33 protein-coding genes and 4 pseudogenes are annotated in these 24,799 nt (G+C 39.9%); 25 read left to right on the top strand and 12 right to left on the bottom strand.

The window, feature by feature from the left end; genetic code table 11:
* Positions 1 to 32: 32 nt before the first annotated feature.
* The 13 genes and pseudogenes from KUH03_RS20530 to KUH03_RS20475 all read left to right on the top strand — a co-directional run.
* A pseudogene (locus KUH03_RS20530) lies at positions 33 to 934 on the top strand (phospholipase D-like domain-containing protein); the annotation flags it as partial.
* Positions 926 to 1,567, top strand: a complete 642-nt coding sequence (locus tag KUH03_RS20525; RefSeq protein WP_373564832.1) for a phospholipase D-like domain-containing protein — start codon at positions 926 to 928, stop codon at positions 1,565 to 1,567. The pseudogene KUH03_RS20530 and the gene KUH03_RS20525, both read left to right, overlap by 9 nt.
* A 4-nt stretch (positions 1,568 to 1,571) precedes the next feature.
* Positions 1,572 to 2,198 (top strand): hypothetical protein, encoded by a 627-nt coding sequence (locus KUH03_RS20520; protein WP_257096172.1) that lies wholly within the window; start codon positions 1,572 to 1,574, stop codon positions 2,196 to 2,198.
* Positions 2,199 to 2,226: 28 nt separating this feature from the next.
* Positions 2,227 to 2,466, top strand: coding sequence for an SdiA-regulated domain-containing protein (locus KUH03_RS48875; protein WP_373564831.1), 240 nt, complete (start codon positions 2,227 to 2,229; stop codon positions 2,464 to 2,466).
* A gap of 5 nt (positions 2,467 to 2,471) precedes the next feature.
* Positions 2,472 to 2,789 carry a hypothetical protein gene (locus tag KUH03_RS20515; protein WP_257096171.1) on the top strand — a complete coding sequence of 106 codons (318 nt, stop codon included), beginning with the start codon at positions 2,472 to 2,474 and terminating at the stop codon, positions 2,787 to 2,789.
* A complete protein-coding gene (locus tag KUH03_RS20510; RefSeq protein WP_257096169.1) occupies positions 2,765 to 3,946 on the top strand; it encodes a hypothetical protein in 1,182 nt (393 codons plus the stop codon). Before KUH03_RS20515 ends, KUH03_RS20510 begins: the two co-directional genes overlap by 25 nt.
* Positions 3,947 to 3,987: 41 nt before the next feature.
* Positions 3,988 to 4,305: a hypothetical protein gene (locus KUH03_RS20505; RefSeq protein WP_257096167.1), complete on the top strand. Its 318-nt coding sequence runs from the start codon at positions 3,988 to 3,990 to the stop codon at positions 4,303 to 4,305.
* 310 nt (positions 4,306 to 4,615) lie between these two features.
* The gene (locus tag KUH03_RS20500) at positions 4,616 to 5,077 is read left to right on the top strand and encodes a BamA/TamA family outer membrane protein (RefSeq protein WP_257096165.1); all 462 of its coding nucleotides are present in this window, start codon (positions 4,616 to 4,618) and stop codon (positions 5,075 to 5,077) included.
* 13 nt (positions 5,078 to 5,090) lie between these two features.
* Complete coding sequence (locus KUH03_RS20495) at positions 5,091 to 5,492, top strand: hypothetical protein (RefSeq protein WP_257096163.1); 402 nt, start codon at positions 5,091 to 5,093, stop codon at positions 5,490 to 5,492.
* A 17-nt stretch (positions 5,493 to 5,509) separates the two neighbouring features.
* Positions 5,510 to 5,680, top strand: coding sequence for a hypothetical protein (locus KUH03_RS20490; RefSeq protein WP_257096162.1), 171 nt, complete (start codon positions 5,510 to 5,512; stop codon positions 5,678 to 5,680).
* Between the two features lie 223 nt (positions 5,681 to 5,903).
* Positions 5,904 to 7,214, top strand: a complete 1,311-nt coding sequence (locus tag KUH03_RS20485; RefSeq protein WP_257096160.1) for a hypothetical protein — start codon at positions 5,904 to 5,906, stop codon at positions 7,212 to 7,214.
* A 350-nt stretch (positions 7,215 to 7,564) separates the two neighbouring features.
* Positions 7,565 to 7,951 (top strand): trimeric intracellular cation channel family protein, encoded by a 387-nt coding sequence (locus KUH03_RS20480; RefSeq protein WP_306429774.1) that lies wholly within the window; start codon positions 7,565 to 7,567, stop codon positions 7,949 to 7,951.
* Complete coding sequence (locus tag KUH03_RS20475) at positions 7,948 to 8,124, top strand: hypothetical protein (protein WP_257096158.1); 177 nt, start codon at positions 7,948 to 7,950, stop codon at positions 8,122 to 8,124. The genes KUH03_RS20480 and KUH03_RS20475 overlap by 4 nt, the downstream gene beginning before the upstream one ends.
* Before the next feature lie 56 nt (positions 8,125 to 8,180).
* Here the strand turns inward: KUH03_RS20475 and def are convergent, their stop codons facing one another.
* Positions 8,181 to 8,762 carry a peptide deformylase gene (gene def, locus KUH03_RS20470; RefSeq protein WP_257096156.1) on the bottom strand — a complete coding sequence of 194 codons (582 nt, stop codon included), beginning with the start codon at positions 8,760 to 8,762 and terminating at the stop codon, positions 8,181 to 8,183.
* 394 nt (positions 8,763 to 9,156) lie between these two features.
* Here def and KUH03_RS20465 point away from each other — a divergent pair, with 394 nt between their 5' ends.
* The 5 genes and pseudogenes from KUH03_RS20465 (at position 9,157) to KUH03_RS20445 (ending at position 11,810) form a co-directional block, all read left to right on the top strand.
* The gene (locus tag KUH03_RS20465) at positions 9,157 to 9,432 is read left to right on the top strand and encodes a hypothetical protein (protein ID WP_257096155.1); all 276 of its coding nucleotides are present in this window, start codon (positions 9,157 to 9,159) and stop codon (positions 9,430 to 9,432) included.
* Positions 9,433 to 9,446: 14 nt separating this feature from the next.
* The gene (locus tag KUH03_RS20460; protein ID WP_257096154.1) at positions 9,447 to 9,626 is read left to right on the top strand and encodes a hypothetical protein; all 180 of its coding nucleotides are present in this window, start codon (positions 9,447 to 9,449) and stop codon (positions 9,624 to 9,626) included.
* A gap of 66 nt (positions 9,627 to 9,692) precedes the next feature.
* Positions 9,693 to 10,862: pseudogene (locus KUH03_RS20455) on the top strand (Gfo/Idh/MocA family protein).
* Positions 10,859 to 11,449 carry a tRNA (adenosine(37)-N6)-dimethylallyltransferase MiaA gene (locus KUH03_RS20450; RefSeq protein ID WP_257096153.1) on the top strand — a complete coding sequence of 197 codons (591 nt, stop codon included), beginning with the start codon at positions 10,859 to 10,861 and terminating at the stop codon, positions 11,447 to 11,449. The pseudogene KUH03_RS20455 and the gene KUH03_RS20450 overlap by 4 nt, the downstream one beginning before the upstream one ends.
* On the top strand, positions 11,355 to 11,810 hold the full coding sequence (locus KUH03_RS20445; RefSeq protein ID WP_257096152.1) for a tRNA dimethylallyltransferase: 456 nt from the start codon (positions 11,355 to 11,357) through the stop codon (positions 11,808 to 11,810). Before KUH03_RS20450 ends, KUH03_RS20445 begins: the two co-directional genes overlap by 95 nt.
* Here KUH03_RS20445 and KUH03_RS20440 read toward each other — a convergent pair.
* From KUH03_RS20440 to KUH03_RS20405, 7 genes and pseudogenes are all read right to left on the bottom strand, one after another.
* Positions 11,805 to 13,357, bottom strand: a pseudogene (locus KUH03_RS20440) (ribonuclease E/G). The gene KUH03_RS20445 and the pseudogene KUH03_RS20440 sit on opposite strands and share 6 nt — an antisense overlap.
* Positions 13,358 to 13,667: 310 nt before the next feature.
* On the bottom strand, positions 13,668 to 13,883 hold the full coding sequence (locus tag KUH03_RS20430) for a tol-pal system YbgF family protein (RefSeq protein ID WP_257096151.1): 216 nt from the start codon (positions 13,881 to 13,883) through the stop codon (positions 13,668 to 13,670).
* 20 nt (positions 13,884 to 13,903) lie between these two features.
* A complete protein-coding gene (locus KUH03_RS20425) occupies positions 13,904 to 14,494 on the bottom strand; it encodes a hypothetical protein (protein ID WP_257096150.1) in 591 nt (196 codons plus the stop codon).
* A gap of 17 nt (positions 14,495 to 14,511) precedes the next feature.
* Positions 14,512 to 14,796: an HU family DNA-binding protein gene (locus KUH03_RS20420; protein ID WP_257096149.1), complete on the bottom strand. Its 285-nt coding sequence runs from the start codon at positions 14,794 to 14,796 to the stop codon at positions 14,512 to 14,514.
* Positions 14,797 to 15,042: 246 nt separating this feature from the next.
* Complete coding sequence (locus tag KUH03_RS20415) at positions 15,043 to 15,285, bottom strand: hypothetical protein (RefSeq protein WP_257096148.1); 243 nt, start codon at positions 15,283 to 15,285, stop codon at positions 15,043 to 15,045.
* Between the two features lie 148 nt (positions 15,286 to 15,433).
* Entirely contained in the window at positions 15,434 to 15,997 is a 564-nt protein-coding gene (locus KUH03_RS20410; RefSeq protein WP_257096147.1) for a hypothetical protein, read from the bottom strand.
* A 366-nt stretch (positions 15,998 to 16,363) separates the two neighbouring features.
* On the bottom strand, positions 16,364 to 17,482 hold the full coding sequence (locus KUH03_RS20405; RefSeq protein ID WP_257096146.1) for a D-2-hydroxyacid dehydrogenase family protein: 1,119 nt from the start codon (positions 17,480 to 17,482) through the stop codon (positions 16,364 to 16,366).
* 21 nt (positions 17,483 to 17,503) lie between these two features.
* Here KUH03_RS20405 and KUH03_RS20400 point away from each other — a divergent pair, with 21 nt between their 5' ends.
* The 7 genes and pseudogenes from KUH03_RS20400 (at position 17,504) to KUH03_RS20375 (ending at position 22,418) form a co-directional block, all read left to right on the top strand.
* Positions 17,504 to 17,719 (top strand): carboxypeptidase-like regulatory domain-containing protein, encoded by a 216-nt coding sequence (locus KUH03_RS20400; protein WP_257096145.1) that lies wholly within the window; start codon positions 17,504 to 17,506, stop codon positions 17,717 to 17,719.
* A 247-nt stretch (positions 17,720 to 17,966) separates the two neighbouring features.
* A complete protein-coding gene (locus KUH03_RS20395) occupies positions 17,967 to 18,890 on the top strand; it encodes a hypothetical protein (RefSeq protein ID WP_257096144.1) in 924 nt (307 codons plus the stop codon).
* Positions 18,887 to 19,648, top strand: a complete 762-nt coding sequence (locus KUH03_RS20390; RefSeq protein WP_257096143.1) for a hypothetical protein — start codon at positions 18,887 to 18,889, stop codon at positions 19,646 to 19,648. Before KUH03_RS20395 ends, KUH03_RS20390 begins: the two co-directional genes overlap by 4 nt.
* 192 nt (positions 19,649 to 19,840) lie before the next feature.
* The gene (locus KUH03_RS20385; RefSeq protein WP_257096142.1) at positions 19,841 to 20,404 is read left to right on the top strand and encodes a tetratricopeptide repeat protein; all 564 of its coding nucleotides are present in this window, start codon (positions 19,841 to 19,843) and stop codon (positions 20,402 to 20,404) included.
* Positions 20,405 to 20,411: 7 nt separating this feature from the next.
* On the top strand, positions 20,412 to 20,975 hold the full coding sequence (locus KUH03_RS20380) for a hypothetical protein (protein ID WP_257096141.1): 564 nt from the start codon (positions 20,412 to 20,414) through the stop codon (positions 20,973 to 20,975).
* 2 nt (positions 20,976 to 20,977) lie between these two features.
* Positions 20,978 to 21,366 (top strand): annotated as a pseudogene (locus tag KUH03_RS48870) (histidine kinase).
* Positions 21,367 to 21,668: 302 nt separating this feature from the next.
* Positions 21,669 to 22,418, top strand: a complete 750-nt coding sequence (locus tag KUH03_RS20375) for a LytTR family DNA-binding domain-containing protein (protein ID WP_257096140.1) — start codon at positions 21,669 to 21,671, stop codon at positions 22,416 to 22,418.
* Positions 22,419 to 22,533: 115 nt separating this feature from the next.
* Here the strand turns inward: KUH03_RS20375 and KUH03_RS20370 are convergent, their stop codons facing one another.
* The 4 genes from KUH03_RS20370 to KUH03_RS20355 form a co-directional block, all read right to left on the bottom strand.
* Positions 22,534 to 22,998, bottom strand: coding sequence for a hypothetical protein (locus KUH03_RS20370; protein ID WP_257096139.1), 465 nt, complete (start codon positions 22,996 to 22,998; stop codon positions 22,534 to 22,536).
* A 10-nt stretch (positions 22,999 to 23,008) separates the two neighbouring features.
* Positions 23,009 to 23,485, bottom strand: a complete 477-nt coding sequence (locus KUH03_RS20365; RefSeq protein WP_257096138.1) for a hypothetical protein — start codon at positions 23,483 to 23,485, stop codon at positions 23,009 to 23,011.
* A gap of 140 nt (positions 23,486 to 23,625) precedes the next feature.
* Complete coding sequence (locus KUH03_RS20360; protein WP_257096137.1) at positions 23,626 to 23,877, bottom strand: hypothetical protein; 252 nt, start codon at positions 23,875 to 23,877, stop codon at positions 23,626 to 23,628.
* Positions 23,877 to 24,755, bottom strand: coding sequence for a hypothetical protein (locus KUH03_RS20355; protein WP_257096136.1), 879 nt, complete (start codon positions 24,753 to 24,755; stop codon positions 23,877 to 23,879). Before KUH03_RS20355 ends, KUH03_RS20360 begins: the two co-directional genes overlap by 1 nt.
* Between the last annotated feature and the right edge of the window lie 44 nt (positions 24,756 to 24,799).

Here is a 24,799-nt window from a genome sequence, read left to right as displayed (position 1 = left end):
TTTTTCCGATCAACAACCATCTATACTTTGCAATGACAGGCAATAATACAACAGACTTGTTCATTGTCAACATACCTGCCGATCGCATCAATAGATTTTTCACTTGTCAGGTCAATTCCAAGACTTACGTTGTCTTCATCGATGATATCATTAAGCTATTTTTACCGGGTCCACTACAAAGTAAAAGTTTAAATTTTTATTCTTTCAAAATCACTCGTGATGCTGAACTCAATTTACAAGATGAATTTGATGGTGATATAGCGCAGAAAATAGAGGCAGAGGTCAAAAAGAGAGATCTTGGTTATGCAACTCGATTCTTACATCAACCAGGTTTTCCAGACCAGCTTATCGAAAGACTCGCTATTCTTTTTGACTTAAGAAAAAGTAGCATTGTCACTGGTGGATATTATCATAATTTGAAGGATTTCTTCTCTTTCCCAATAAAAAAGGGAGAATTGTCTTTTCCACCACAGCAACAACTAGAAGCACATCAGGACTTTGAGCATTCCATTTTTGACCAGCTTGATCAGCATGATATGCTAATATGTACTCCTTATGAATCTTTTGATCCTATTCTTCGTTTTTTTAATGAAGCAGCAATAAACCCTGACGTAGCAGAGATCCATACCACGCTCTATCGAATTGCCAGCGATTCGCATATTGCCCAAGCCCTAGCTACCGCAGCTAAGAATGGCAAAAAGGTGAATGTATTTGTTGAGTTAAAAGCACGTTTTGATGAAGCCAATAATATTCATTGGTCAAGAATTATGAAAGAACAGGGGTAAAGATCAGTTATAGTATCCCCAACCTTAAAGTACATGCTAAAATTGCCCTTGTCAAACGAAAAGATGGAAAAGAGAGCGCATTGTTCGGGACAGGCAACTTAAATGAGAAAACTGCCAAGGTATATACCGATTATTTCTTAATGACATCCGATCGCCTGCTGACAGAAGAACTAAGCCTACTATTTGAATTTTTACCCAACAGACAGAAACCGGATAAGCCAACAGATATTCCATTTCAAGAGCTTTTGATAGCTCAATTCAATCTAAAGCAGACTTTTGACAATTTGATTGATGAAACCATTACTCAGGTAAAGATGGGCATCGCCACCTCAATAAAAATTAAGTTAAACAATTTAGAAGAAGAATCGTTAATCAATAAATTATACGAAGCCGGTCAGGCTGGCGTGAAAGTGAAATTATTGGTCAGAGGAATCTGCAGGCTTAAACCCCAGGTAAAAGGACTAAGTGAAAACATTGAAGTAAAACGGATCGTAGGGCGATATTTAGAGCACGGAAGAATCTTTATATTCCAATATGGAGAACATACAAAGGTGTATTTAGGTTCCTCAGACTGGATGAATCGTAATATCTACCATCGGATAGAGACCTGTTTCCCCATTACGGAGCCAGTATTGTCCAACAAGATTCAGCAGCTATTTGAAATTCAATTCGCTGACGACGTTGAAGCAACTTTCCTTGATGAGATGGGGCAAAACATACCTATAGAACATCCGACTGGCAATAAATCACAACAGCAAATTGTTGACTACTTAAACAACTGAATTCATGAAAGACGCTACACAATTAACAGCTCTTGCTCTAGGAATGATTTCCTCGGTATTGCTAGCTTGTAACCCCAGTAATGCGAATAAAGAACGTACGACTAGTGTGACCGACGTTACAACAGATAAACAACAACAGACAATTCCGTATAGATTATCATCTGGCGAAAAGATAAATTTGCCCGATGAACTGCTCGAAATATCAGGTATTGCATTTCTTGAAGGACAAGACCAAGATATCTATGCCATTCAGGATGAACAGGGGCTACTTTTCAGATACAATTTGTCGACTCAAAAGCTCACATTCAATCCATTTGGAAAGGATGGTGATTACGAAGACATTGGCATTAGTAAAACACATTTCTTTATTTTAAAGAGCAATGGGGCTGTCTATTCCTTTCCCATCACGGAGAAAGATAACATACAGACGGTCACCGAACAAAAAGATATTTTACCCAAAGGTGAATATGAGGGGCTTTTTGTAGACAAAACAAGTAACCTTGCCTATATACTCTGTAAAGAATGTCGTACGGACAAAAACAGTCACAAACTACAGGATATATTTTCTCCATTGGAGCCGATGGCAAGTTCAATCCACAAGGTGAATTTGCAATTCAGATTGATGAACTGAAAAGATTTGATCCGAAAATCAAAAAAACATTCAAACCTTCAGCCCTTGCAAAGAAAAAACCGACAGCAATGAATGGTACATTTTATCCTCCATTGACAAGGCACTTGTTGTAACGGATGAAAATTTCCATGTCAAATCTATAACAGCGCTGGATCCAAAGCTATTTCCACAACCAGAAGGCATCAACTTTGATTCAAAATTCAATCTTTACATCATTAGCGAAGCTGGCGATCAAGACAAAGGAATCATTTATAAATTTGAAAAATAATAAGCATGCAACGGGTCTTACCATTCTTTTTACTTTTTCTCGCTACACAAGCTTATTCTCAGCAGAAGAATAAGTCGAATTCGACAATTGACACGCACAAAGAGAAATCGCTGATACAAGCAGTGATTAAAGACAGTACTATTGTTGTAGCAAATGCAAAGTATGGGAAGGCGAGTGGATTTAAGAAGTCATTTCTTGGAGAAAATTATCGTAGAGAATGGGCTGCAGAGACCACCTTACCCCTGTTACAGCTCTCTAGATTATATGGCGGTCTGACCCTATTAAACAGGGCGGAGGGATGCAATCCATTTCGCTCAGGTTGACAGACCCAACAGGTAGAGAATGGGCGCTGCGATCAGTAAATAAACGGACAGAGTCTTTGATTCCAGAGGAATTGCACGGCACCTTTGTACAGGATGTGTTGGACGATGCGACAAGCGCACAACATCCTTATTCCGCATTGATGATTCCAGCGTTAGCTAATGCAGTGAAGGTTCCACATGCACACCCCATTATAGGAGTCGTTGCGCCGGATACAATCCTCGGCGAGTACGCTCCTTTATTCGAAAACACTATCGCCCTATTAGAAGAACGAGAGCCTATGGGCGACTCCGACAATAGTCCAAAAGCCGTGCGCAAGCTTCAGGAAGACAACGATGATGATTTCAAACCCAAGGCATACCTAAGGGCACGTATGCTGGATGTAATCGTCAGTGACTGGGATCGTCATGAAGATCAATGGCGTTGGTATAATGAAAATCAGGATACTGATGATAAAGACAAGGATTATGTTCCGATTCCGCGGGATCGAGATCAGGCCTTACGTGTGACACAGGGTTTCTTGATGAAAGATATTTACCAACAGTTTGTCAACCCCGTTATGCAGGGTTTTACAAAAGGCATTCCAAATATCCGATACTCCCTTTTCAAATCCAGATTTTTAAATGCACATCCAAGCAATCAGCTCTCCCACAAGGAATGGACAAAAGAAGTAAATCAGTTTGTTTCCAGTCTGACAGATTCGGTACTCTGGCAATCTGTCAAAAGCTTACCCCAATCATCCATCGCTATTCGCGGGGAACAGATTTTCCGTACCCTTCAAAGCAGACGCGATGCTTTGCCGGCGGCAATGGAAGAATATTATCGTTTTATCAATAATATTGTCGACATCCATTTCAGTAATAAGAACGAAAAGGTGGAGATTGTCAACACCAAAGATGAGGGATTAAAAATCATGGTGTCCAAAATCAACAAAGATGGAAAGGTGACTAAAACCCTCATGGACAAGACTTATGAAAAGAACTTAACAAAAGAAATCCGACTATACCTTTCTGAAGGTCAGGACTCAGTGTCCATAAATAACGTAAATTCGCCGATAAAACTGCGGATTATTGGCGATAGTCTGCCAAAGACCTATATAGTTAACAATAGTAAATCAAAGATAAAGCTCTACGAAAATACGGCCGGCTCCACTTTTTAGGAGAAAAAGGTCGAATCAGGCTACATCAAGGTAAGGACAGCTTGAATACACAGTTCGTTCCCGTCAATCTATACAATTCTTGGCTCCCTTTGTTAACAGCGGGTTATAACGCTGATGATGGCTTTTCTCTCGGACTTGGTGCTGCATATACACATCAACGGGGTTTTAGAAAAACGCCTTTTACCTATAAACAACAGATTACTGTGGCAGCGGCATTCCGAACAGGGGCCTATAAAATTCATTATCGTGGCGAATGGGAAGATGTAATAGGCAATGCCGACTTTGTCCTCGATGCATTAGCAAAAGCCCCGACAACACGCAGAACTTTTTTGGCGTTGGCAACAATTCCCTATTTCTAAAAGATCAGTATGGCGCGAAATACTACCGTAGCATATTCAATATTTTCAATGTCAACCCATTACTGCGGTGGCACCCTTCGTCTACGCTGAATTATGCTATTGGTCCCCATATCCAGTTCTATCACCTGGATCCAATTGAAAATCAGGACCGTTTCATTTTAAATCCGCAAGCGCTCCATTCTTACGATAGTGTTTCTATTACCAATGATAAAGCTTTCGTTGGACTAAATGCTTTTCTGACGCAAGATACACGTAACCGCAAGATCAATCCAAGTAAAGGATTATTTATCAAGGCAGCGCTACATTCTTTTTGGGCTTAAATAAATATTCCAGAAATTCAGGCCAACTAAGCGCAGAAATGACAGGCTATTTTAGTGCACTGAATGAAGGTATCGTATTCGCAAATAGAGTAGGCGGAGGAACCGTCGTGGGCAATCCAACATTCTATCAATATCTATTTCTAGGAGGTCATGAGAATCTTCGTGGTTTTCGCCAATATAGATTTGCTGGCGAGCAAATGGTATACAACAACCTAGAAGCCCGCGTCAAGATTCATGAGGTAAAAAGCTACGTTCTCCCGGGAGAACTAGGGATCATGGGGGTGTATGATATCGGGAAAGTGTGGGCAAAAGAACATAACAGCAAGACAGTCCATCAAGGACTCGGTGGCGGACTTTATTATATCGTCGCCAATGCATTGCCCCTTCACTTTGTGATGGCCAAATCTAATGAAGGTTGGTATCCCTATTTTAGTACCGGCTTCCGTTTCTAAAAGTGTTCAATAAATGGAAATAAAGAATATACGACTAGCCAAAAGTGAAAGCAGGCTATATAATATCGAGAAGAAGCTCCATTTCGAACCTTTTTTTCGTTATCTAGAGTCATTTACCGAAGGCGATGTATCTCCAGATGGTATGATTCCATTATTTGCTCTGGAACGCATCCGGGAGATTGAGCAGGTTAGTGGCAGGCTGTGTAAGCAAAACTTAAGTGCATATAAAGATATTTTACAGCTCATTTACAGCCTTTCGGTATCGCTAATTGACACCGCCCCAAAAAAATACTGGGCACTTGCAACACCACTCGCCGAAGAAACATTTTATGGCACAGAAGCCTTTTTCGAACTCTGGAAAAATAAGCTGGAGGAACAAGATCTTCAGGATCAGATGCAAGATGGGGCATCCTGAACAATCAGGAAAAACTGATGTATGCCCTTATTTTTGAACGGTTATATGGACTTCCTGCCAAAGAAAATAATACGATCGTTTACTATCACTTAAATGAGCAGGGTGAAATCATTGATTATTATGATTTAAATATAGATTTCAAATTTGTTGATATTAAACCAAAAAGGAACTTCCACAATTTGACGTAGGGCATCTGACCAACAATGCCAATGATACCTCTTTATTCGATTGGAATATTGTTGTCAATACAATTAAGATCGAAGATTTTGAGCTATCTGGATTTACCATCCTCACTGTCAAGAAAAGCAGTTTAGAGCATACTCTTAAGCGGATACAATCTATTTTATTGGATCTCGCAACATACAATTATCACCTCTTCTTATCTGATCTCGAAAAATTATTGCTCCGATCTTGAAGGGATCAGATACAGTTTTCAGCCTGTTTCCATTGTTTCAGCTCAATGGACTACCATTTTTTGATTATTCCATTACCAATAAAAGTATTTTAATTTCGGAAGCTTACGCAAAGAACAGCTATACCAAGATCAATCCAGAAGTCGCCAATTATCTAAAACATCCGCATCTGATCTTCTACAATACAATGGATACTATTAAAAATACCACATCCATTTTTGATGAACGCATCAAGACATCCGGAGTCAAGACCTATCTATGCATTCCGTTGATACATAATCATTCTTTGTCTGGCATTCTAGAGATTTACAGTCATCAACTGGATCAATTGGATAATGAGACGATACACTCACTTCGTGAGCTTGTGCCGCTACTATCCCAATTATCACATGATATCACGACAGAATTCAAAAAACGTATTGACGAGATTATTATTAACCGGTTTACAACAATACAGCCAGCCGTACAGTGGAAGTTTAACCATATTGCAGCGCAATATATTCAGGAATTCGAAAATGATGAACAAAATGCGCATATCAAACCTGTTATTTTTGAAGAGGTATATCCACTCTATGGCGCTATTGATGTCAAAGATTCCACGGTCATCCGTAATGCGTCTATTTTAAAGGATTTTAGTTTCAAAGTAAAACAACTGGCTCTCCTTATTGACGAATTGTCTTTGGATGGCAGACATCAGCTCATTGTTGATTTTTCAAAACGTGTAGATCAGATTACCAGGTCGCTTGACCAGATCTCGTTTGATGAGTCTATGGTCAAGATCATAGAATTCTTCCGAAAGGATGTGCAACCATTTCTCGATGCGGCGAGAAGACAATTCACAACAAAGCATGCTATTATTGAGCATTATGCCCGTCACTTTTTTACCAATCGTGATACAGGTGAGTTTTATAGGAATGAATTTGAAACCTCTTTGCGTCAAGTAAACCATATTATCAGTAAAGAACTCAATCATTTCAACAGCTTCATTCAGGGCAATTACCCATCTTACTTCCAAAAATTCAGAACGGATGGTATTGAGTATGATATTTATGTTGGGGAATCTATTACGCCACAGCAAACTTTTAGCTCCGAGTTTATCAATATCTTTAGGCGGCAACAAATTATATCCATGGCCAGAATTGCATTAAAAGCATATCATGCAAAGCGCGATCTGCCACTGGCGCTAGAGACGACACAACTCATCTTCATCAATCCGCACAGTATTGACATCAGTTTTCGGGAAGATGAACGTCGATTTGACGTAGAGGGATCATTAAATATCCGTTACGAAATCATCAAAAAAGAATAGATAAGATCCGGATAAAACGTACAAAGGAGAGGCTTACTCAGACCAACAAAATAGCAATTGTCTATTTATCGGATGAGATTTTAGAAGACCTAAATCTAAGTATAAAAGCCATTTATGATATGGGAATAATTGAAAGCACTGTAGAACATCTCAAACTGGAAGATGTGCAGGGAATTGTAGGTTTGAAAGCTATTCGTCTTACAGTAAACCTAAACTACAGAGATTTCTCCTAAATTTGTCGAAATCTCTCTTTGCAGTAGAGTAAATAAATAGGAAAAATATTTTAAAAACAGGATTACGATGATAACTGATGCCAACTATTTTTATTTAAGCGATTTGCTTGGCACCTTATTTTTGCAATATCGGGGACTTTATCCGCAAAACGTAAGGATATCGACATCTTTGGAGCAGCTTTTTTGGGCTTTGTGACGGCGATTGGCGGAGGCTCCATGCGTGATGTATTTTTAAACCTGCGTCCCGTTTGGGTCAACGACAGCAATTACCTTATAGCCATATTCCTGGGCATCTTGATCGCTATCGTATTCAATCGGCAGCTCTATGGTTACTATCGCACCCTAACACTTTTTGATGCCATAGGAATCAGCTTCTTTACTATCTTAGGTGTACAAAAATCATTGAACTACGAAAGTAACGTCTATGCAGCCATCATTTTCGGTATGTTTACTGCTGTTTGTGGAGGCATGACAGAGATATTTTGCTCAATGAGACACCATTGATCTTTAAAAAGGAAGTCTATGCAACAGCCTGCTTGGCAGGTGGATTAATCTATATCTTGCTCGTTCATCTTGATCTTGACTTGTCTTGGGCAGCTTTCATTGCTGCAGGTGTTGTCTTCCTCGTTCGGATGACTGCGGTCAAATACAGATTATATCTTCCCCGATTGGATTGAGGGGTGAGATTTGGAAATTATTGCTGTTAACAGCAAAGAAAAAGCGCTAGTATGGACTAACGCTTTTTCTTTTGTTGTGGAAATTTCATTTTATAGCTCACTCGGATATTACCTTTGGCAATTGCATCCAATCTGCTTTTCAACATTGTTTTCTTCAGCGTACTTAGTTTGTCTGTAAACAATTTCCCTTCAAGATGATCATACTCATGTTGAACGACACGTGCTGCCAATCCAGTTAGATCCACCTCATGTTCTTCAAAGTTCTCATCCAAATAATTGATGCGAATATTTTTGTGACGAAGCACATCTTCATTAATATCGGGAATACTTAGGCAACCTTCACCAAAAGCCCATTTTTCACCGGATTCTTCGACCATAATCGGGTTGATGAAAACTCTTTTGAAAGACTTAAGCATTTCTTTATTCTCTTCGTCATCCTCTGCAAATGGTGTCGCATCAATAACAAACATACGTATTGGCAGACCTATCTGTGGTGCAGCAATCCCAACACCATGTGCGGCATACATGGTATCATACATATCATCAATCAATTTTTTTAAATCGGGATAGTCTTCATCTATTTCTTCAGCGACCTTTCTCAATACAGGGTCGCCATACGCCACTATCGGAAGTTTCATAGTACTATTATATTTTGCACAAAGGTACGGATAATTATTAAAAGCGAATATTTCGTCAAAACTTCCATAAAAGTTACATTTGTCTTATGACTCCATCCTTTAAAGACTTGGCTATTCGGTTAAAAATTGGCCTCGAACGACAGCTCGAAGTACAACTAACCCTGATCGAACTTGATGGATTTATACAAATCACCACTACTGAAATAACAAAAATATTTTTATTTACCCTAATGAGCGATTTTTTCGCTATCAGATCTCTGAATCTGGCATTCATATAGATGAAGATCAATTAACGCAAAAATTCGATCTCATCGTACAGCGCATCGTTGCCAAATCAAAGAATAATAGACGCATCTATGCCCGGAAAACTGTCGTTGCCCGCATTGATAAAAAAGTGAGTCAACGGTTCCTCGTGGAACATCATCTACAGACAGCTCTCCCCGGAAAATATCGGTATGGACTATATGAACAAGGTGAACTCGTTTCTATTGCTGTATTTTCTGGCGGACGCCGCATGAATGATAAAAATGAAGAATACCGCTCCTTTGAGTTATTGCGTTTTTGCAATAAATCGGGTTATAATGTGATCGGTGGGCTAAGTAAATTAATCACCGCATTCGCTAAAGATTTCCACCCGGGAGATATCATGACATATACCGACCGAGATTGAGTCAGCATTCCTCATTGGAAAAAATAGGTTTTACAACAAAAGAAATTACGTCTCCTATTAACTTCTGGGTAGCGGGACGACATCGATATACCTATCGCAGCGAAGAAGAGCTACAAGCATTAATGGAGCGAGCACCAACTGGCTTCCCAAAGGAAAACATGGGCAGCATCAAGATGATTTTATATATAAAATAAGCTAAATTGTGTATATTGTACACTGTATTAGTTTGAAAAAAATAAATAATCAAAAATAATAACGTTATGAAGAGAAAACTTCGCATGGGTATGGTCGGAGGCGGAAATGATGCCTTTATTGGAGCCGTACACCGCATCGCTGCTTTTATGGATGGCAAGATTGAGTTGGTTTGTGGTGCATTTAGCATCGATCCACAGATTTCAAAACAATCTGGAGAAGACTTATTTGTAGCCCCAGAGCGCGTCTATCTAAACTACGAAGAGATGATCGAGAAAGAATCTTTGCTTCCTGATGGCGAACGCATGGATTTTGTAACGATTGTTACTCCCAATTTTCTACACTTTGCTCCAGCTAAATTAGCCTTGGAAAATGGTTTCGATGTTGTCGTTGAAAAACCTATGACAGTATCTGTTGAAGAGGCAAAAGAATTGCAGGAGACTGTAGAGCGCACAGGCCGTACACTATGTTTGACACATACCTATTCGGGTTACCCGATGGTAAAACAAGCCAAAGCGATGGTAAAAGAAGGCCACTTTGGTAAAATAAGAAAAATTATTGTTGAATATCCACAAGGATGGTTAAGCCGTTTAACCGAACGTGAGGGCAATGCAGGTGCTGCTTGGCGTGCGGACCCAAAACGCTCAGGCAAATCTTTGGTAATGGGAGATATCGGTACCCATGCGGCTCATCTTGCAGAATATGTTTCAGGATTAAAAATCGAAGAATTATGTGCTGATTTGACAACATTTGTTGAAGGCCGTCTATTGGATGATGATGGATCGGTATTGTTACGTTTCGAAAATGGTGCAAAAGGAGTATTGATGGCATCACAGATCTCAGCAGGAGAGGAGAATGCAGTCCGTATCCGTATTTATGGTGAAAAAGGAGGGTTAGAGTGGGCCAATGAAGATCCGAACAACCTGATCATCAAAATGCTCGATCAACCTCGTCAATTATACCGTACAGGAAATGCTTATGCAGCTCCATATACTTTGAGTTCTTTTGCTACACATAATACGCGTATTCCTGCAGGTCATCCAGAAGGCTTATTGAGTCGTTTGCGAACATTTACCGCAACTTTACCTTGACTGTCACTGCAAAAAGAAGGCAGAACCCCAACGGCTGAACAACAAGATTTTCCAACTGTTTACGATGGTGTAAGAGGTATGACTTTTATTGATACTGTTGTAAAAAATAACGAAGGAACAGAAAAATGGACTAAATTTGTCGTGTGATAGACAGATTAGAACATATACTTTCTCTTTTGGAGCGGACACCTGTTCCAAAAGAGAAAGTAATCGTTATTCTAGGCCCAACAGCCTCTGGAAAAACCAAAGTGGCAGTACAGCTTGCCCAACAAATTGATGCCGAAATTATCAGTGCGGATTCCCGTCAAATTTACAGACGCATGGATATCGGCACAGGAAAAGACCTCACTGAATATCAGGACATTCCCTATCATCTTATCGATATACAAGAACCGGGCGCGAAATACAATCTTGGAAATTTTATCACTGATTTCAATCAGGCCTATCGATCCATTTTAAACAAAGGTAAACATACAATCTTATGCGGTGGGACGGGTTTATACTTGCAAAGCGTTATCCAACGGGCGCCCTATGCATTGATTCCGAGCATCGAAGGATTCAAAGAAGCGCTTTCGGAACAGACTGAATCAGCATTAATGGAACGGATAAGCTCTTATACATGTCCCCAAGACTTTCAAATTGATCATTCTACCAATAAACGTATCATCCGCGCCATCGAAATACTGGAGTTTCTCAGACAAAACAGATTTCAAACCCGAACAGCAAGCGCCTGACGCTCTTGTCATTGGACTAAATCCAGCTCTTGAAAAAAGAAGATCAAGCATCAGTAAGAGACTGAATGAGCGAATAGAAAACGGTTTTCTACAAGAAGTCGAACAACTATTAGCCGACGGAATTTCCCATGACCAACTACAATATTATGGGTTAGAGTATAAATATGCGTCTTTTTATCTACTTGGACAGCTGGATTACTCAACCTTCTTCACAAAGTTAGAAACAGAAATACATCGATATGCTAAACGTCAAATGACTTACTTCCGGAAAATGGAAAAGATGGGATCAAGATCCATTGGATATAAACAAAAAGGGCTAGTATTGCTACTAACCCTTTTCGTTAATCTCTTTCTATTATAACTTGATTTCCTCATCTTTCGCATTGAAGAAGTGGAATTCAGTTAGGTAATATGACGTCATTGGATTTACTTTAATCCATTTACCGTACTTCATAAACCATTTCATTCTTTTAGAAATCAAACCAGACTTAATGTAAGCGTCTATGTATGGGTGAACACATAAGGTCACCTTTTTCTCATTCTGTTCTTGAAGAATAAAACTCAAATTATTCTCAATATCATCCATCAGGACAATACTTGATCGGATTTCACCTGTACCATCACAAGCAGGACATTTCTCGTTTGTGACAATATTCATTTCAGGTCTTACACGTTGACGGGTGATCTGCACTAAACCAAATTTACTTGGTGGCAAAATCGTATGTCTCGCTCTGTCCGACACCATACATTCTTTTAAGAACGTATACAACTCTTTTCGATGATTGGGTTTGTGCATATCGATAAAATCGATGACTACAATTCCCCCATATCACGCAAACGCAGTTGCCGCGCGATTTCTTTTGCTGCTTCCATATTGACCAGCAATGCATTATCTTCCTGATTCTCCTTATTGGCAGAACGGTTACCGCTATTGACATCAATTACATGTAGAGCTTCGGTATGCTCGATAACGAGATACGCACCACCCGGCAATGTAACGGTCTTGCCAAAAGCTGCCTTGATTTGCTTTTCAACTCCGAAATGGTCGAAAATTGGTTCTTTATGTTTGTAAAGTTTTACAATTTTCTCCAGATCTGGAGATATATCGTGTATATATGATTTTGTTTCTTCGAAGATCGAAGGATCATTAACATAAATATGCGAAAACTCATCCGTTAGGATATCCCGTAGAATAGTGGATGCACGATCCATTTCGCCGAGAACCTTTTGCGGTGGTTCAGCATTACGAAGACGTTTGGTAAATAGCTCCCATTTTGAGATCAGGTCCAATAAGTCTCGCTGTAGTTCTTCGACACCCTTTCCTTCAGAGACTGTACGGATGATTACCCCAAAATTAGCTGGCTTAATCCCTTCGACAATCTTTTTGAGGCGGTTGCGCTCGTTACTACCTTTGATACGCTTGGAAATGGAAACAGTACTTGAGAAAGGTACCAAAACGACAAAACGACCTGCAATTGAAAGGTCTGAGCTCAGACGAGGTCCCTTTGTTGAGATGGGTTCTTTGGCGATTTGTACTGGCACGAGCATATTTTTGCTCAAGACATCAGAGATCTTACCAGCTTTATCGATATCCTTTTCAAGTTTTAAACTATTGAGCAGTTTCTCTTGATAACTGCCATTCTTTACTATACGCGTAAGCTTTAGCAAAGATTGAACTTGTGGACCCAAATCTAGATAATGTAGAAAAGCATCCTTTTCGTAGCCTACATCTACGAAAGCCGCATTCAGCCCCGGCATAATCCGCTTGATTCGTCCAAGATAAATATCTCCGACAGCGAAATTGTTATTTGCGGGCTCGCGGTTAAGTTCAACAAGCTGCTTGTCTTGTAGTAAAGCAATAGTTACCCCTTTATCAGGAGTTGAATCGATAATTAATTCCTTTACCAAAAGCTACTCATTTTTGATACCTATGCAATATCCTATCGCAATTTTTGGTATCCGATTAAACATTTAAAGAACGTTGTTACGAAAAAAACAATCTACACACCCATAAAGACATGTAGATCGTTTCGTAAAGCTATCTCAGCAAAATGGGCCAAGATGTTTAAAAGCTTAACACAAGACTATTTTTTCTTGTGTCTATTTTTTCTTAAACGTTTTTTACGTTTGTGAGTAGCCATCTTGTGTCTTTTTCTTTTTTTCCGCTTGGCATAGCTAAATTTTTTAATGATTATAAAATAATAAATTAATTACTTGCTCAATTCCCCGATCTTGCGGTCGATGAATTGTGATAGGGACGGATCAGCTGCCAGCTCTTTACTTTTTGAAAAGCAGTCACGGCCTCCTTTTTCATCCCAATATTTTCATAGCCTGTGGCTAAGTAAAAGTATGACTCTGCATCGGGTTTTTGATCGATAACGGTCTTAAAACGCTCGATGGCTTTGTCAAACTGACGGGACTGTAATGAAAACAATCCCAAAGTTTTATTCGCTTCTAAGTTTTCGGATCAGCAGCAACAACTTCACGCAATAGCGCAATACCTGCCATTGGATTGTTTGTTCCTGATACCATTGCGGCACCTAATCCTGTTTTTGCATCAAGACTACTTGAATTAGCTTTTAACGCCGCCTCATACGCATGAATCGCATTCTGATTAAGAGCTTGAGCTAAAGTAGAATCTTGCAAATTAGTATAAGCAGCACGATAAGCATTACCCGCTTTCAACCAATATTCAAATTGAGGAGAAACCTTTGCCATTTCCTCATACACAAATGCCTGAGGGGCTGGTTTTGCGACATCGTCCCACTTATTTGCCAACTGTTGCAACAGCTTTATCTTATCTTCACCAGAAGCTTTTGCAACTTGGGCCTCAATATCGGAAATTTCTTTGACTAAACTAGCATCTAAACCTTGTTTTGTCATCGAAGAGATATTTTCCAAGTTTACTTCATTGGAAGGTTTCGATTCAGATGCTGCAGCAGTTTGTTTTTCTTTGTCCACCAAACCTTTAATAGGCTGTGCAAATAGCACAGCAACCAAGGCTACTACTGCTCCTATGACTATTATTTGTTTGGTTTTTGCCATTTTAATCTATTTTAAGATTATTTATTGCCGTTTTTTACTTTCTCAACGAAAATTTTAGCTGGCTTGAAGCTAGGAACAAAGTGCTCTGGAATAATGATTGCTGTATTTTTTTGAAATGTTTCTTGCAGTCTTCTCAGCTCTTTTTTGACTACGAAGCTACCAAAACCTCTTACATATACATTTTCTCCTCCGATCATTGCGTTTTTGACAACTTTGAAGAACGCCTCTACGGTCTCTTGAACATCTACCTTCTCTAAGCCAGTTTTGTTAGAGATTTCTGCAATAATTTCTGCTTTAGTCATATCTATTTTACTGTAATTATTTATTTTTCAACCCTTAAGCCAACTAATGTTTGGGGATGCAAAAGTATTGTTTTAAAATGAGGAATGGAAATTATTTAAACACTTTTTGATAAATAAGCTTCCAAAAGCCAAACATTTACAATCAATTAACGAGATTTCACATCGATCAAACCGCTAAATAAGTTTCAAAATTAACAACAATTTCCTAATTTACAACAAGTTGATTCAATGGATGTCATAAAAAAATCAAGATATGCCAATTGCATGACTAATACGTTCCAAATCTTCCCGAGTATGGTGTGCATTGACAACAATTCTATTCAATAATGGATCCGTAGGAAGGGGATAAGGGAAACTAGAGACCAATATACTTGCTTCCATCAGCCTTGCATAGAGACTAATATCACTGGAAGAGAAGACCGGAAAATTAGCGATGGTATTTAAATATCCTTTTGAAAGCGATGCGAAATAAAGAATATTTGCCTGCAATTTCTCAAATTGCTTACGATAGATCTGCTCTCCATTTACAAAAGCATAAAGGCTCGCTGGGGAACTCGGGGAGGCTCCAGTATAAAAATTTGATTTTTAAGCTGTTCTATCCGTTTCTGGCTGGCCAAAATCAGGCCGGCGTCTGTCGCTAAGCCCTTTGCCAGGAGGCCACGACAATCAGCTCCATATTTTCTCTCAAAAAACCACGCTCCAACAGTGAAATGCCATTTTCATGCAGCACACCGATTCCGTGAGAATCATCCAGCAATAGGGTAACCCTTTTAGCATCCGAAATTTCATCAAAAACCGAAAAATCATATCTTTCAGGCTTCATGTTATCCAGGCTATTGCTAACAATAACAAAAGATGTTTCTTTGGATTTATTAATATAATCGACAGTATGGAAGCTCCAATCCCTAAAATCGCCAACTACACCTGGGTTTGCGTCAAGCCACAAGGAAGGATGGCTAGCTGGTGCATAGAGCAATTTCCCCTCTTGCGACAACGTTTTGACAACAAATTGAGTCGCCAAGTAACCGCTTGACAGCAATAATCCATACTCAAATCCAAATCGCTGCGCCGCATATTCCTCGGCTTTGTCAAATATAGCTTGCTGTACATTGTTATTGCGAGAAGTACCGTTATTAACGCCATAACGTCTTACCCCTTCGATGAAGAGTTCGGTATATTCATTATCCGTCGCCAGGCCCAAGTAGGAGGTTCCTCCAAAAAAAGGGATTCCTTTCCATCCAAGTAGATGGATCGTCCAGTCGGTTGATCAAGTTTCGTAAAATTTTTCATTTAAACACTTAGGGGTGTCCTCACAAAGGAAGGACAGTCCATTTTTCATTAATACTGCTCTTAACCCCAAACACGCTTCTTTAAATTTTCAATTACCGAGGGGAGCGCTTTTCCTTTTGGACAGTTTGATTTCAATCAATAATACACATTTGGTTTGACATCTATCCATTGCGGCGGGAACATTTATTTCCTAATCTTTTGATCTACTCATAAACAAAGGGTAGCATTTCAAGTGGCAATTTCTAGCTTACGAACCATCTGTCAATAGACATTCCCATCAGTCCTTCAAAACCTCTGGGTTGGCGATATGTTGTGGTGTTCCTTGCGCAAAAGCAACAATATTTTCAAAAGCTAACTTAAACAACTGTTCGTAGCCATTTTCTTCAACGTAGCCCAAATGGGGTGTACAAATCACATTCGGCAGCTGCAACAATGGATAATTGGCGTCTGTAATAGGTTCTGACTCGTAAACGTCAACCGCAGCTGCGCCTGGTGTCCCACTGGTCAAAGCATCCAAAAGTGCGCCTTGTTCAACCAATTCCGCACGCGAAGTATTTACGAATAGTGCTGATGATTTCATGGAACGCAGATCTTCCAACTTTACGATAGCTCTGGTTTCTGGCACCAACCTCAGGTGCAGTGTTACCACATCCGCAAAATGAAAGAAATCCGACTTACTTGATGCTGCTAAGAACCCGTCTTTTACTGCCTCTTCCCGAGAATTTTCGCTACCCCATACAATCACCTGCGCGCCAAAGGCCTTTGCATACTGGGCAACCCGGCACCCAATCTTTCCGTAGCTCCATATCCCTATGGTTTTCCCTGCCACAGACTGACCAATATTCGACTGCCATTGCCCCGCTTTCATCGCTGCAATTGCTTGTGGCAGCTTCCTCAAACCATTCATAATTAATAGCCAGGTCAGTTCGGCAGGTGCGACCGGGGATCCCATACTTTCTGCAACAGCAACTTTATAAGCACTGCAAGTCGCCAGATCAAGGTGGTTGGAAATCTTACCCGTTTGGCTGATGAGCTGGAGATTTGGAAGTCTGCTGAGCAGATCAGCAGAGATTTTCGTTCGCTCTCTAATCAGCACCAACGCTTCTGTATTTTTAAGCTTTTCGGCTAGTAGAGCCGGATCTGCATAGGATTGTTTCAATATCTGAACATCGTGACCATCAAGTATTTTGAAACAATCCAGCTGTCGGACAGCATCTTGATAGTCATCTAAAATGGTAATTTGCATCTTTCTGTGACTTAATTTACACCGCTCTTTAACACGATCGGTTCTCATTTCAAGCATTAATTTACAGCATAAAATCGGAATACGACATTTCATCATCATATTTTGACATTTCATCCACTCTTTTTCGTGGAAGCAATTGCTCTCTTCCATTTTTGGATAAAAGTCAATAAAATGAAGCTGCTATTAACCTTACTATTTTTAAGTACCACCACCGTTTTCGCACAATCTATTCTCAAAGGCAGGGTAGTAGAGAAAAATGGTAAACCTATCTATTTAGCCAATGTTTATATAGAAGGTACCTACGATGGGAGTACAACAGACTCGCTCGGAAATTTTACTTTTGAAACCAATGAGCGGGTGCCAAGACAATTAAAGCGTCCGTTGTAGGTCGCCCACTGTATAGCAAATTCATTGAATTACCATATAAGGAACTTTTGATCATTCAATTGCAGGGTAGTGAGAATCGATTGCAAGAGGTCAGTATTCAGGCAGGGGTCCTTCAAGCCAACAGCTCAGGCAAAAACACGGTGATGAGCCCCTTGGACATCGTCACGACGGCAGGAAGCATGGGCAACATCATTAGTGCTTTGGCAACATTACCGGGGCACAAGTTGCGGGAGAAAACGGACGTCTCATGGTTCACGGCGGAGATGCCTCCGAGACACAGACTTACATTAATGGAATACGGGTAGCACAGCCCTATACCGCAACCCCAAATGAAGTTCCTGTCAGGGGTCGGTTCTCGCCAATGCTCTTTAAAGGCGTCAATTTTTCTACCGGAGGTTATTCTGCTGAATTTGGTAATGCCTTATCCAGCATTTTGGCCCTTAGTACAGAAAACACCATTGAACAGCCCAAAACAGAAGTTTCCTTATCATCTGTGGGCCTTGGTCTAGGGCATACATTACAATGGGGTAAGAACTCACTGACCTTCAACAGCAGCTATACAAACTTAAAGCCCTATTCAAAAATCATAACTCCCGACATCAAATGGACCAAACCCTATGAAAACGCTTCCGGAGAACTGATCTATCGCCATCAGTTTAGAAAAGGCTTTCTAAATATTTATGGGGCGTACAATTTTGAAAATATGGGGCTTTACCAATCCGACATCAATTACGAGGAGCCTATCCCATTGAAAAAGAAGTCCAACAATAGCTACGCCAACATCACCTATAGTCAAGACTTAGGAAATCGCTGGGCATTCAATTCAGGCGTTGGAATAGGCAATCTGACAGACAAGCTCCATTACAGCGACATTTACCTGCCCAACGACGAAAAGAGCCTCCATGTAAAAGGAACCTTAAGGAAAACCTGGAAAAACAGTATAAAAAGCATTTGGGGAATAGAATATTTTGACAACAATTACAAGGAAGAATACCATCGTCAAGAACTCGCCTACAGCTATGGATACCATAGCAAAATGACTTCGCTGTTTACCGAAACCACTTTTGGCCTATTACCTAACCTTATTGGGAAGATCGGACTGCGGGGACTACCTCCAATTTACAAAACAAGAACACGATCGAGCCAAGGGCGTCCTTGGGCTACGCTTTGAACAAGTATACCCAGCTCTCGCTGGCTTATGGAACGTTTCATCAACAAGCTCCAAGCCCATTTTTAAAATATGATCCTCAGCTGGATTGGCTAGCCGCCAGACATTATATCGCAAATTACTTTTACGAGAAAGGTGGACACCTGTTGCGTCTGGAAGCCTACCATAAGACATACGACAACCTGATAAAATATAACAGCCAAACAGCGAGGTACGACAGTCAATATGACAACAATGGCAACGGCAAGGTCAAAGGCTTTGATGTATTTTACAAAAACACCAGTAGCGTAAAGAATCTTCAATACTGGATTTCATACTCCTACACAGACAGCAAAAGAAATGAAGCGAACTATCCCCATACAGTTACTCCCTCTTATGTTTATAAGCATAGCCTTTTTATTGTTGGAAAATACTGGTTTGCAGACCTCAGATCACAGCTCAGTTTGACAAATTCGTTTGTTTCAGGAAGAAATTACAATGACCCGAACCAAACCGCTTTTATGAATGGTCACACCAAAGGATATAATAATCTATCTATGAGTTGGTCATTCCTCTACAGTCAACAAAAAATTATCCATTTCTCTGTCAGCAATGTCCTCGGAGTTTCACCGATCTATGGATATCAATATGCAGACCGACCAAATACACAGGGTATTTATGATCGTAGAGCTATTGTGCCTACAGCTAAACGCTTTGTCTTTTTGGGCTATTTCTGGACAATAAGTAAAAATGAAAAAGACAATCAACTGGATAATCTATAACAATCAACAACTCATCATCAAAATATGCCGGTTCATCCAAAATTATTCCCAATTGCAAGCAACTATCCGCAATTTCACTGGAGTTCAACAAATATGAACCAGCTATAGAAGAATCAAAAATGTTAACCACTAAACGAAAAATCATGAAATCATTTATTATCGCCATTATCTGCTTCATAAGCAGCAGCACATTTGCACAAAGTAACTACGAAAAAGTATGGGGCAAGCTATGAGCTTATGGCAGTCCGGAGAGATACAGAAAGCATCTGCAGTATTGGAACGAATTGCCCAAGCCGAAAAGGACAATTGATTCCGACCTATTATCAGGCAATGATCCTGACGACAGCCGCCTTCAGGGAAAAGAACAAAGAAACACAAGCAAAATACATAGAATCTGCCGAAGACATCCTGAATAACAGCACGCAGGACAATAACTCGGAATGGCTTGTGTTGCGAGCAATGAATAAAACCGCATTAATGGTAACCGATCCCATGACAAAAGCCAAGGAGCTATCACCAATCATCATTGGTTTGTATAAAAAAGCATTGGCAATCAAACCTAGTAATCCACGCGCGATGTTGGGGCTTGCTGAATTCCAGATGAACGCAAAAAAATATTTCAATCAGGACAGCAGTAAAGAATGTGAGGATGTCAAGAAAGCACTATCTTTATTCAATGAAGAAAAAGTGACTGTTCCCTTTTCTCCTTCTTGGGGTAAAGAACGGGCAGAACAAATACTGAAAGAGTGCAAATAATATTGCTGTGAAGAGATTTCCATTTAAAGCCATTATTCAGGCCATATTAGCAAGTGTGGTTGTCTCCATCTATTTTGTAGTTGTAGCCAAACTCGATCATAAAGACATCCCTTTGTTATCGATCATCTTACACCCTAATATGGTCAGAGGTTTATTGTATGGGTTTTTTCTCTTTCTGAGTCATGGCTATCTATCAAAATGGGTGGCGGATAAGTACCCAAACAGTAAAGACTTTGGGAAAAAAATGGTTGTTTTTTATGGTATCAGCTTTATCTTGACCATACTTGTCGTTTTTTTAGTGAATGCTTTTCTTTCGGGTCTGTTTATCCCTACTGGTTCCAAAGACTTTCTCCAGCGCTTCAATCATTTTATTAATCAGCAGCGTGTTGCTTACTACTTTCAACTTGCGATTATCTCCTGGTTTATTTCAATGCTATTTTTTGGCTTCTATTTCTATAAGAGGTTCAAAGACTATCAGATTAAAGAATCGGAGCAGGAAAAACAACAGATAACAGCCCAATTCGAATCTTTAAAAACCAATTGGATCCGCACTTTCTATTCAACAGCTTAAATGTGCTGAATGGGCTGATTGAAGAGGATCCCAAAAGGCTAGCCTGTTTACAACAGACCTGTCAAGGATATACCGCTATGTACTGGAACACAAGGACAAGAGTCTTGTTAGTTTACAGGAAGAACTCAGGTTTTCAAAAGCCTATTTGAATCTTCTGGGCCTACGGTTTGAAGCAGGTATTCAGATTGATCTACATATTTCTGAAGACGAGATCCATGGTTTTATTTTACCGCTTTCTCTTCAATTGCTCATCGAAAATGTAGTGAAGCACAATGTTATTTCGTTAAAGAGCCCACTGATGTTAAAGATTTATCGTAAAAACGATTATTTGTATGTTGAGAACAATCTACAAAAAAGAAAGTGCTCAATAGCAACTCTGGCATCGGTTTAAAAATATCCAGGAGCGTTATGCATTATTGTCCGATCAACCTGTTTACATTCAGGAAAGCGCTGATTTATTCGCTGTGGGGCTGCCGATTATTGCCGAAACAGTAGCATGAAAGCCAGCTAATTCAAAAACAAGTCAATGCCAGTAGTATTTGATGACAAGGATCAATCCGGTCCAAGAGACCATTAATTAAAACAAAGGAAATACCAGTAGCAATTAAATGTCGTAAGCAGGCAGGGATGACCTGAAGGCGAAATAAATAAATCACTCAGGGATCAGACGATCAATGAGAACGAAAATACGCAATGAAAATATTAATTATAGAAGACGAACTTCCTTCTGCGAGACTGCTCCGAAGAAAATTGGAAGGGCTCGGTTACACGGTGTCAGCCACACTACAGACCGTAGAAGAATCGATTGAATGGTTTAGGTCAAATGACGAACCTGATCTACTTTTTATGGACATCCAACTTGCTGATGGCATATCATTTGAGATCCTCGAGCAGATAAAACCTAGTTCGGCCATTATTTTCACGACAGCGTATGATGAATATATGTTACGGGCATTTAAACAAAACAGCATCGACTACCTGTTAAAGCCAATTGAAGATGAAGAACTGGAAAACGCGATTGAAAAGTTTCTGCAGTTTAGGCGCCCAGTCTCTCCATTTGATCTAGCAACTTTTGAGGCATTATTTAAAAATACCACCCAAACATTTAAGGAACGTTTTACCATCAGGATCGGCCAGAGCCTCAAGGTTGTGACCACCCAACAGATCGAGTGCATTTACAGCGAAAACAAAGGCACCTATTTATATACCAATGAAAATGGGAATTATCTGTTCGACCAAACACTGGATGCCTTAACCCCACAATTATCGCCCAAAGATTTCTTTCGGATCAACCGAAGTGCTATCGTGCAATTTGATGCCATCAAAAACATTGCTGTACACTCCAATGCGAGATTAAAAATATATCTCAAGCATTATGAATCTGACGAGCTGATCGTTTCGAGGGAGAAAGTTGTTGCTTTCAAAAATTGGCTCGATAAATAAGCTCGGATTAAACACACTTTACTATCTGGAAGCTTTTAAATCACATACAAGGATCCAGCTCAATTCATCGAACGAGCACTTAGCAGCAAGGAAAAGAAGAAGATAGTGGAAGAGGTTACATATTGAGCCTATAATTCAATGGAATACTGAATCTCAGAGACACGGCAAACCCCTTCATTGGCCGATAATCTTTTTTGTCTTTGATGGAAAAACCATATCCAAAATCAATATCCAAAAGTGTCGCCAGACTAGCTCCGACTTTAGGGGTGAACGTATAAGGCGTCACTTCTGCGCGCAAAAATGGGGTCAGTACATAGCTTTGCGGATAATATGTTAGCGCCGCTTCTGGAATAACCGCAAATTTCTTTTGCGTCCAGGTGAAGTTAGCAGTGGCATCTGCCCGCAAGATGTTATCACCAATAAATGGAAATGCAAAATAAGCTCCAGTTTTGATGATACTCCCTTTTTGGAACTGGTAACTCAATGTCGGGCCAATCAAATGGTCTTGTGCTGCTGCCTTTTTTCCAAAAGCGAGCAAAATAACCATACAACCTAACCAAAGTATATTTCTATTTTGCATGACTCGCCATTTAATAGATATGAAAATTCAATGGTATATTCACTCCTATGGATACGGTAAAACCATCTATTGGCTTGAAATTTTTCTTTGTATTATAATCGAATCCATAGCCTATACCCAAGTCGACAATTGAAAACAAACTCGCTCCAACTTTAGGAGTAATGGTATAGGGTGTCAATTCAGCTTTGACAAATGGGAACAGGACAAAGTCATTCAGGTAATATGTAAACCCTACTTCCGGAATTACCGTCGTTTTGTTTTCCATCCAGCTAAAATTGGCACCAGCATCTATTTTCATATACTGAAAGTCGTTTGGTGCAAATAAGCCCCAACCTGAAACTTTCAGGAAATTTCCGCTCTGATATTGGTACCCCACAGAAGGTCCCCAGATCCATCTATTATGTTCCTGTAAAGGTTTCCTCTGAGCCTTTACAAGCGAAAATGAACAACATAGTCCGGCAATTAATGACAGTGCTTTTAGTTTCATCCAGCTAAATTACAAACTATAATCTATTTTATGGAATACAACAGGCGCACTCCAGAATAGTTTTACTTAAAACAGAAAATAGTACCTATACGGCTCGGTATCCGCAAATTAAATTAACAAAACTCTCGCTTAGGACAATTTTAATCCTCAAGCAGTTTGATTCTAATAAATTGAGACCTTTCACTCAAGGATCCTTCTTCTCCCCAATACCCATTTATATGGTTTGCCGCGGCATATATATGTCCATCTTTACCCCAAAATAGCAGTTCCTCTTTCCAGGTCGGCATCCATTCTTTAAAACTTACCGAAATCATCGGGATTACTTTCCCTTGTTTCACGTGGAAGAGTTGCAGATCACCTGTCGATTCATAGGGATCAGCGTGCAAAGTCATCAAATATTTTTGTCAGCAGAAAAGAAGGGATAATCACCACACTCCACGATAAGATGCCCATCCTTTCGGTCAAAAAGGCGTACATCAGCACTTTCCCAATAGTTTCCCGCAACGGCAAAGGCATTCAGAAAATCGTAATGACCCATGTACGAATAGCGAGACTCCAGCTCATTGTCAATATCTTTATCTGTAAAAGTCAGCTTTTTCCCATTTTCTAGCGGTAATTCCAGAATCTTTCCATTTTTAGTATAGGACAGCGTATCCTTGATCATATAATTTTTGGCCGTATTTCGGGCCGCTAAAAACGTTTGTTCATCGATCAACTCCACAAGAAGATATTTATCCAAAGGATGCCCTTTTTCGTAATAGCTTTCTTTTCCGTTCACCGTCTGTGAGACAATGATATTTAAATCCTTAGGTGATATTGTAATTTTATCCTGTTTGCCCAATTTAGATTTTGCCACATATACCTTTTCCCATCGTGTTACATCATTGGCTTCGCCGTTAGCCCCTTTATAATCCCGTTGAACACGATCCATCACAGCAATCCACTCACCTTCTTCAGCGATTACATCCAGTTTTGTACCATAAGGATACTTTCCAAGTGTCGGAGCACTTTCATCCGCGCCCTGACGTAACACCACACCAGCACGGTCGATCACATAGAGGTTTTTCAAGACCTTTGTCTGATCATAGTTGATCGGCAATGGAGGAAATTTCTCCGCTACAGCAGTATTCCTGACTGCGACCGAATCCATTTGAGTAGAATCACCCTTTTGGGTATCCGTCTTCTTCGAACCGTCACCGCAGCCTGACATTCCTATGGAAATAGTCCCACCGACCAGTATACACAGAGGTAAAAATAGCAGTCTTTTCATAAAGGTGAAGATAGCGATTCCTGTGCCGAAAAAAATACTGGTAT

This window comes from Sphingobacterium sp. E70 (genome assembly GCF_019285695.1).
Classification (GTDB): Bacteria; Bacteroidota; Bacteroidia; order Sphingobacteriales; family Sphingobacteriaceae; genus Sphingobacterium; species Sphingobacterium detergens.
This window is presented reverse-complemented; position numbering and strand designations above follow the sequence as displayed.

Excerpts from the sequence above, each read along its gene's own strand:
- KUH03_RS20525 (WP_373564832.1), top strand. The coding sequence starts at position 926 with ATGACATCCGATCGCCTGCTGACAGAAGAACTAAGCCTACTATTTGAA.
- KUH03_RS20520 (WP_257096172.1), top strand. The coding sequence starts at position 1,572 with ATGAAAGACGCTACACAATTAACAGCTCTTGCTCTAGGAATGATTTCC.
- KUH03_RS20515 (WP_257096171.1), top strand. The coding sequence starts at position 2,472 with ATGCAACGGGTCTTACCATTCTTTTTACTTTTTCTCGCTACACAAGCT.
- KUH03_RS20510 (WP_257096169.1), top strand. The coding sequence starts at position 2,765 with ATGCAATCCATTTCGCTCAGGTTGACAGACCCAACAGGTAGAGAATGG.
- KUH03_RS20495 (WP_257096163.1), top strand. The coding sequence starts at position 5,091 with ATGGAAATAAAGAATATACGACTAGCCAAAAGTGAAAGCAGGCTATAT.
- KUH03_RS20490 (WP_257096162.1), top strand. The coding sequence starts at position 5,510 with ATGTATGCCCTTATTTTTGAACGGTTATATGGACTTCCTGCCAAAGAA.
- def (WP_257096156.1), bottom strand. The coding sequence starts at position 8,762 with ATGAAACTTCCGATAGTGGCGTATGGCGACCCTGTATTGAGAAAGGTC.
- KUH03_RS20425 (WP_257096150.1), bottom strand. The coding sequence starts at position 14,494 with ATGGCAAAAACCAAACAAATAATAGTCATAGGAGCAGTAGTAGCCTTG.
- KUH03_RS20420 (WP_257096149.1), bottom strand. The coding sequence starts at position 14,796 with ATGACTAAAGCAGAAATTATTGCAGAAATCTCTAACAAAACTGGCTTA.
- KUH03_RS20405 (WP_257096146.1), bottom strand. The coding sequence starts at position 17,482 with ATGGAAGAGAGCAATTGCTTCCACGAAAAAGAGTGGATGAAATGTCAA.
- KUH03_RS20400 (WP_257096145.1), top strand. The coding sequence starts at position 17,504 with ATGAAGCTGCTATTAACCTTACTATTTTTAAGTACCACCACCGTTTTC.
- KUH03_RS20395 (WP_257096144.1), top strand. The coding sequence starts at position 17,967 with ATGGTTCACGGCGGAGATGCCTCCGAGACACAGACTTACATTAATGGA.
- KUH03_RS20375 (WP_257096140.1), top strand. The coding sequence starts at position 21,669 with ATGAAAATATTAATTATAGAAGACGAACTTCCTTCTGCGAGACTGCTC.
- KUH03_RS20370 (WP_257096139.1), bottom strand. The coding sequence starts at position 22,998 with ATGCAAAATAGAAATATACTTTGGTTAGGTTGTATGGTTATTTTGCTC.
- KUH03_RS20365 (WP_257096138.1), bottom strand. The coding sequence starts at position 23,485 with ATGAAACTAAAAGCACTGTCATTAATTGCCGGACTATGTTGTTCATTT.
- KUH03_RS20360 (WP_257096137.1), bottom strand. The coding sequence starts at position 23,877 with ATGACTTTGCACGCTGATCCCTATGAATCGACAGGTGATCTGCAACTC.
- KUH03_RS20355 (WP_257096136.1), bottom strand. The coding sequence starts at position 24,755 with ATGAAAAGACTGCTATTTTTACCTCTGTGTATACTGGTCGGTGGGACT.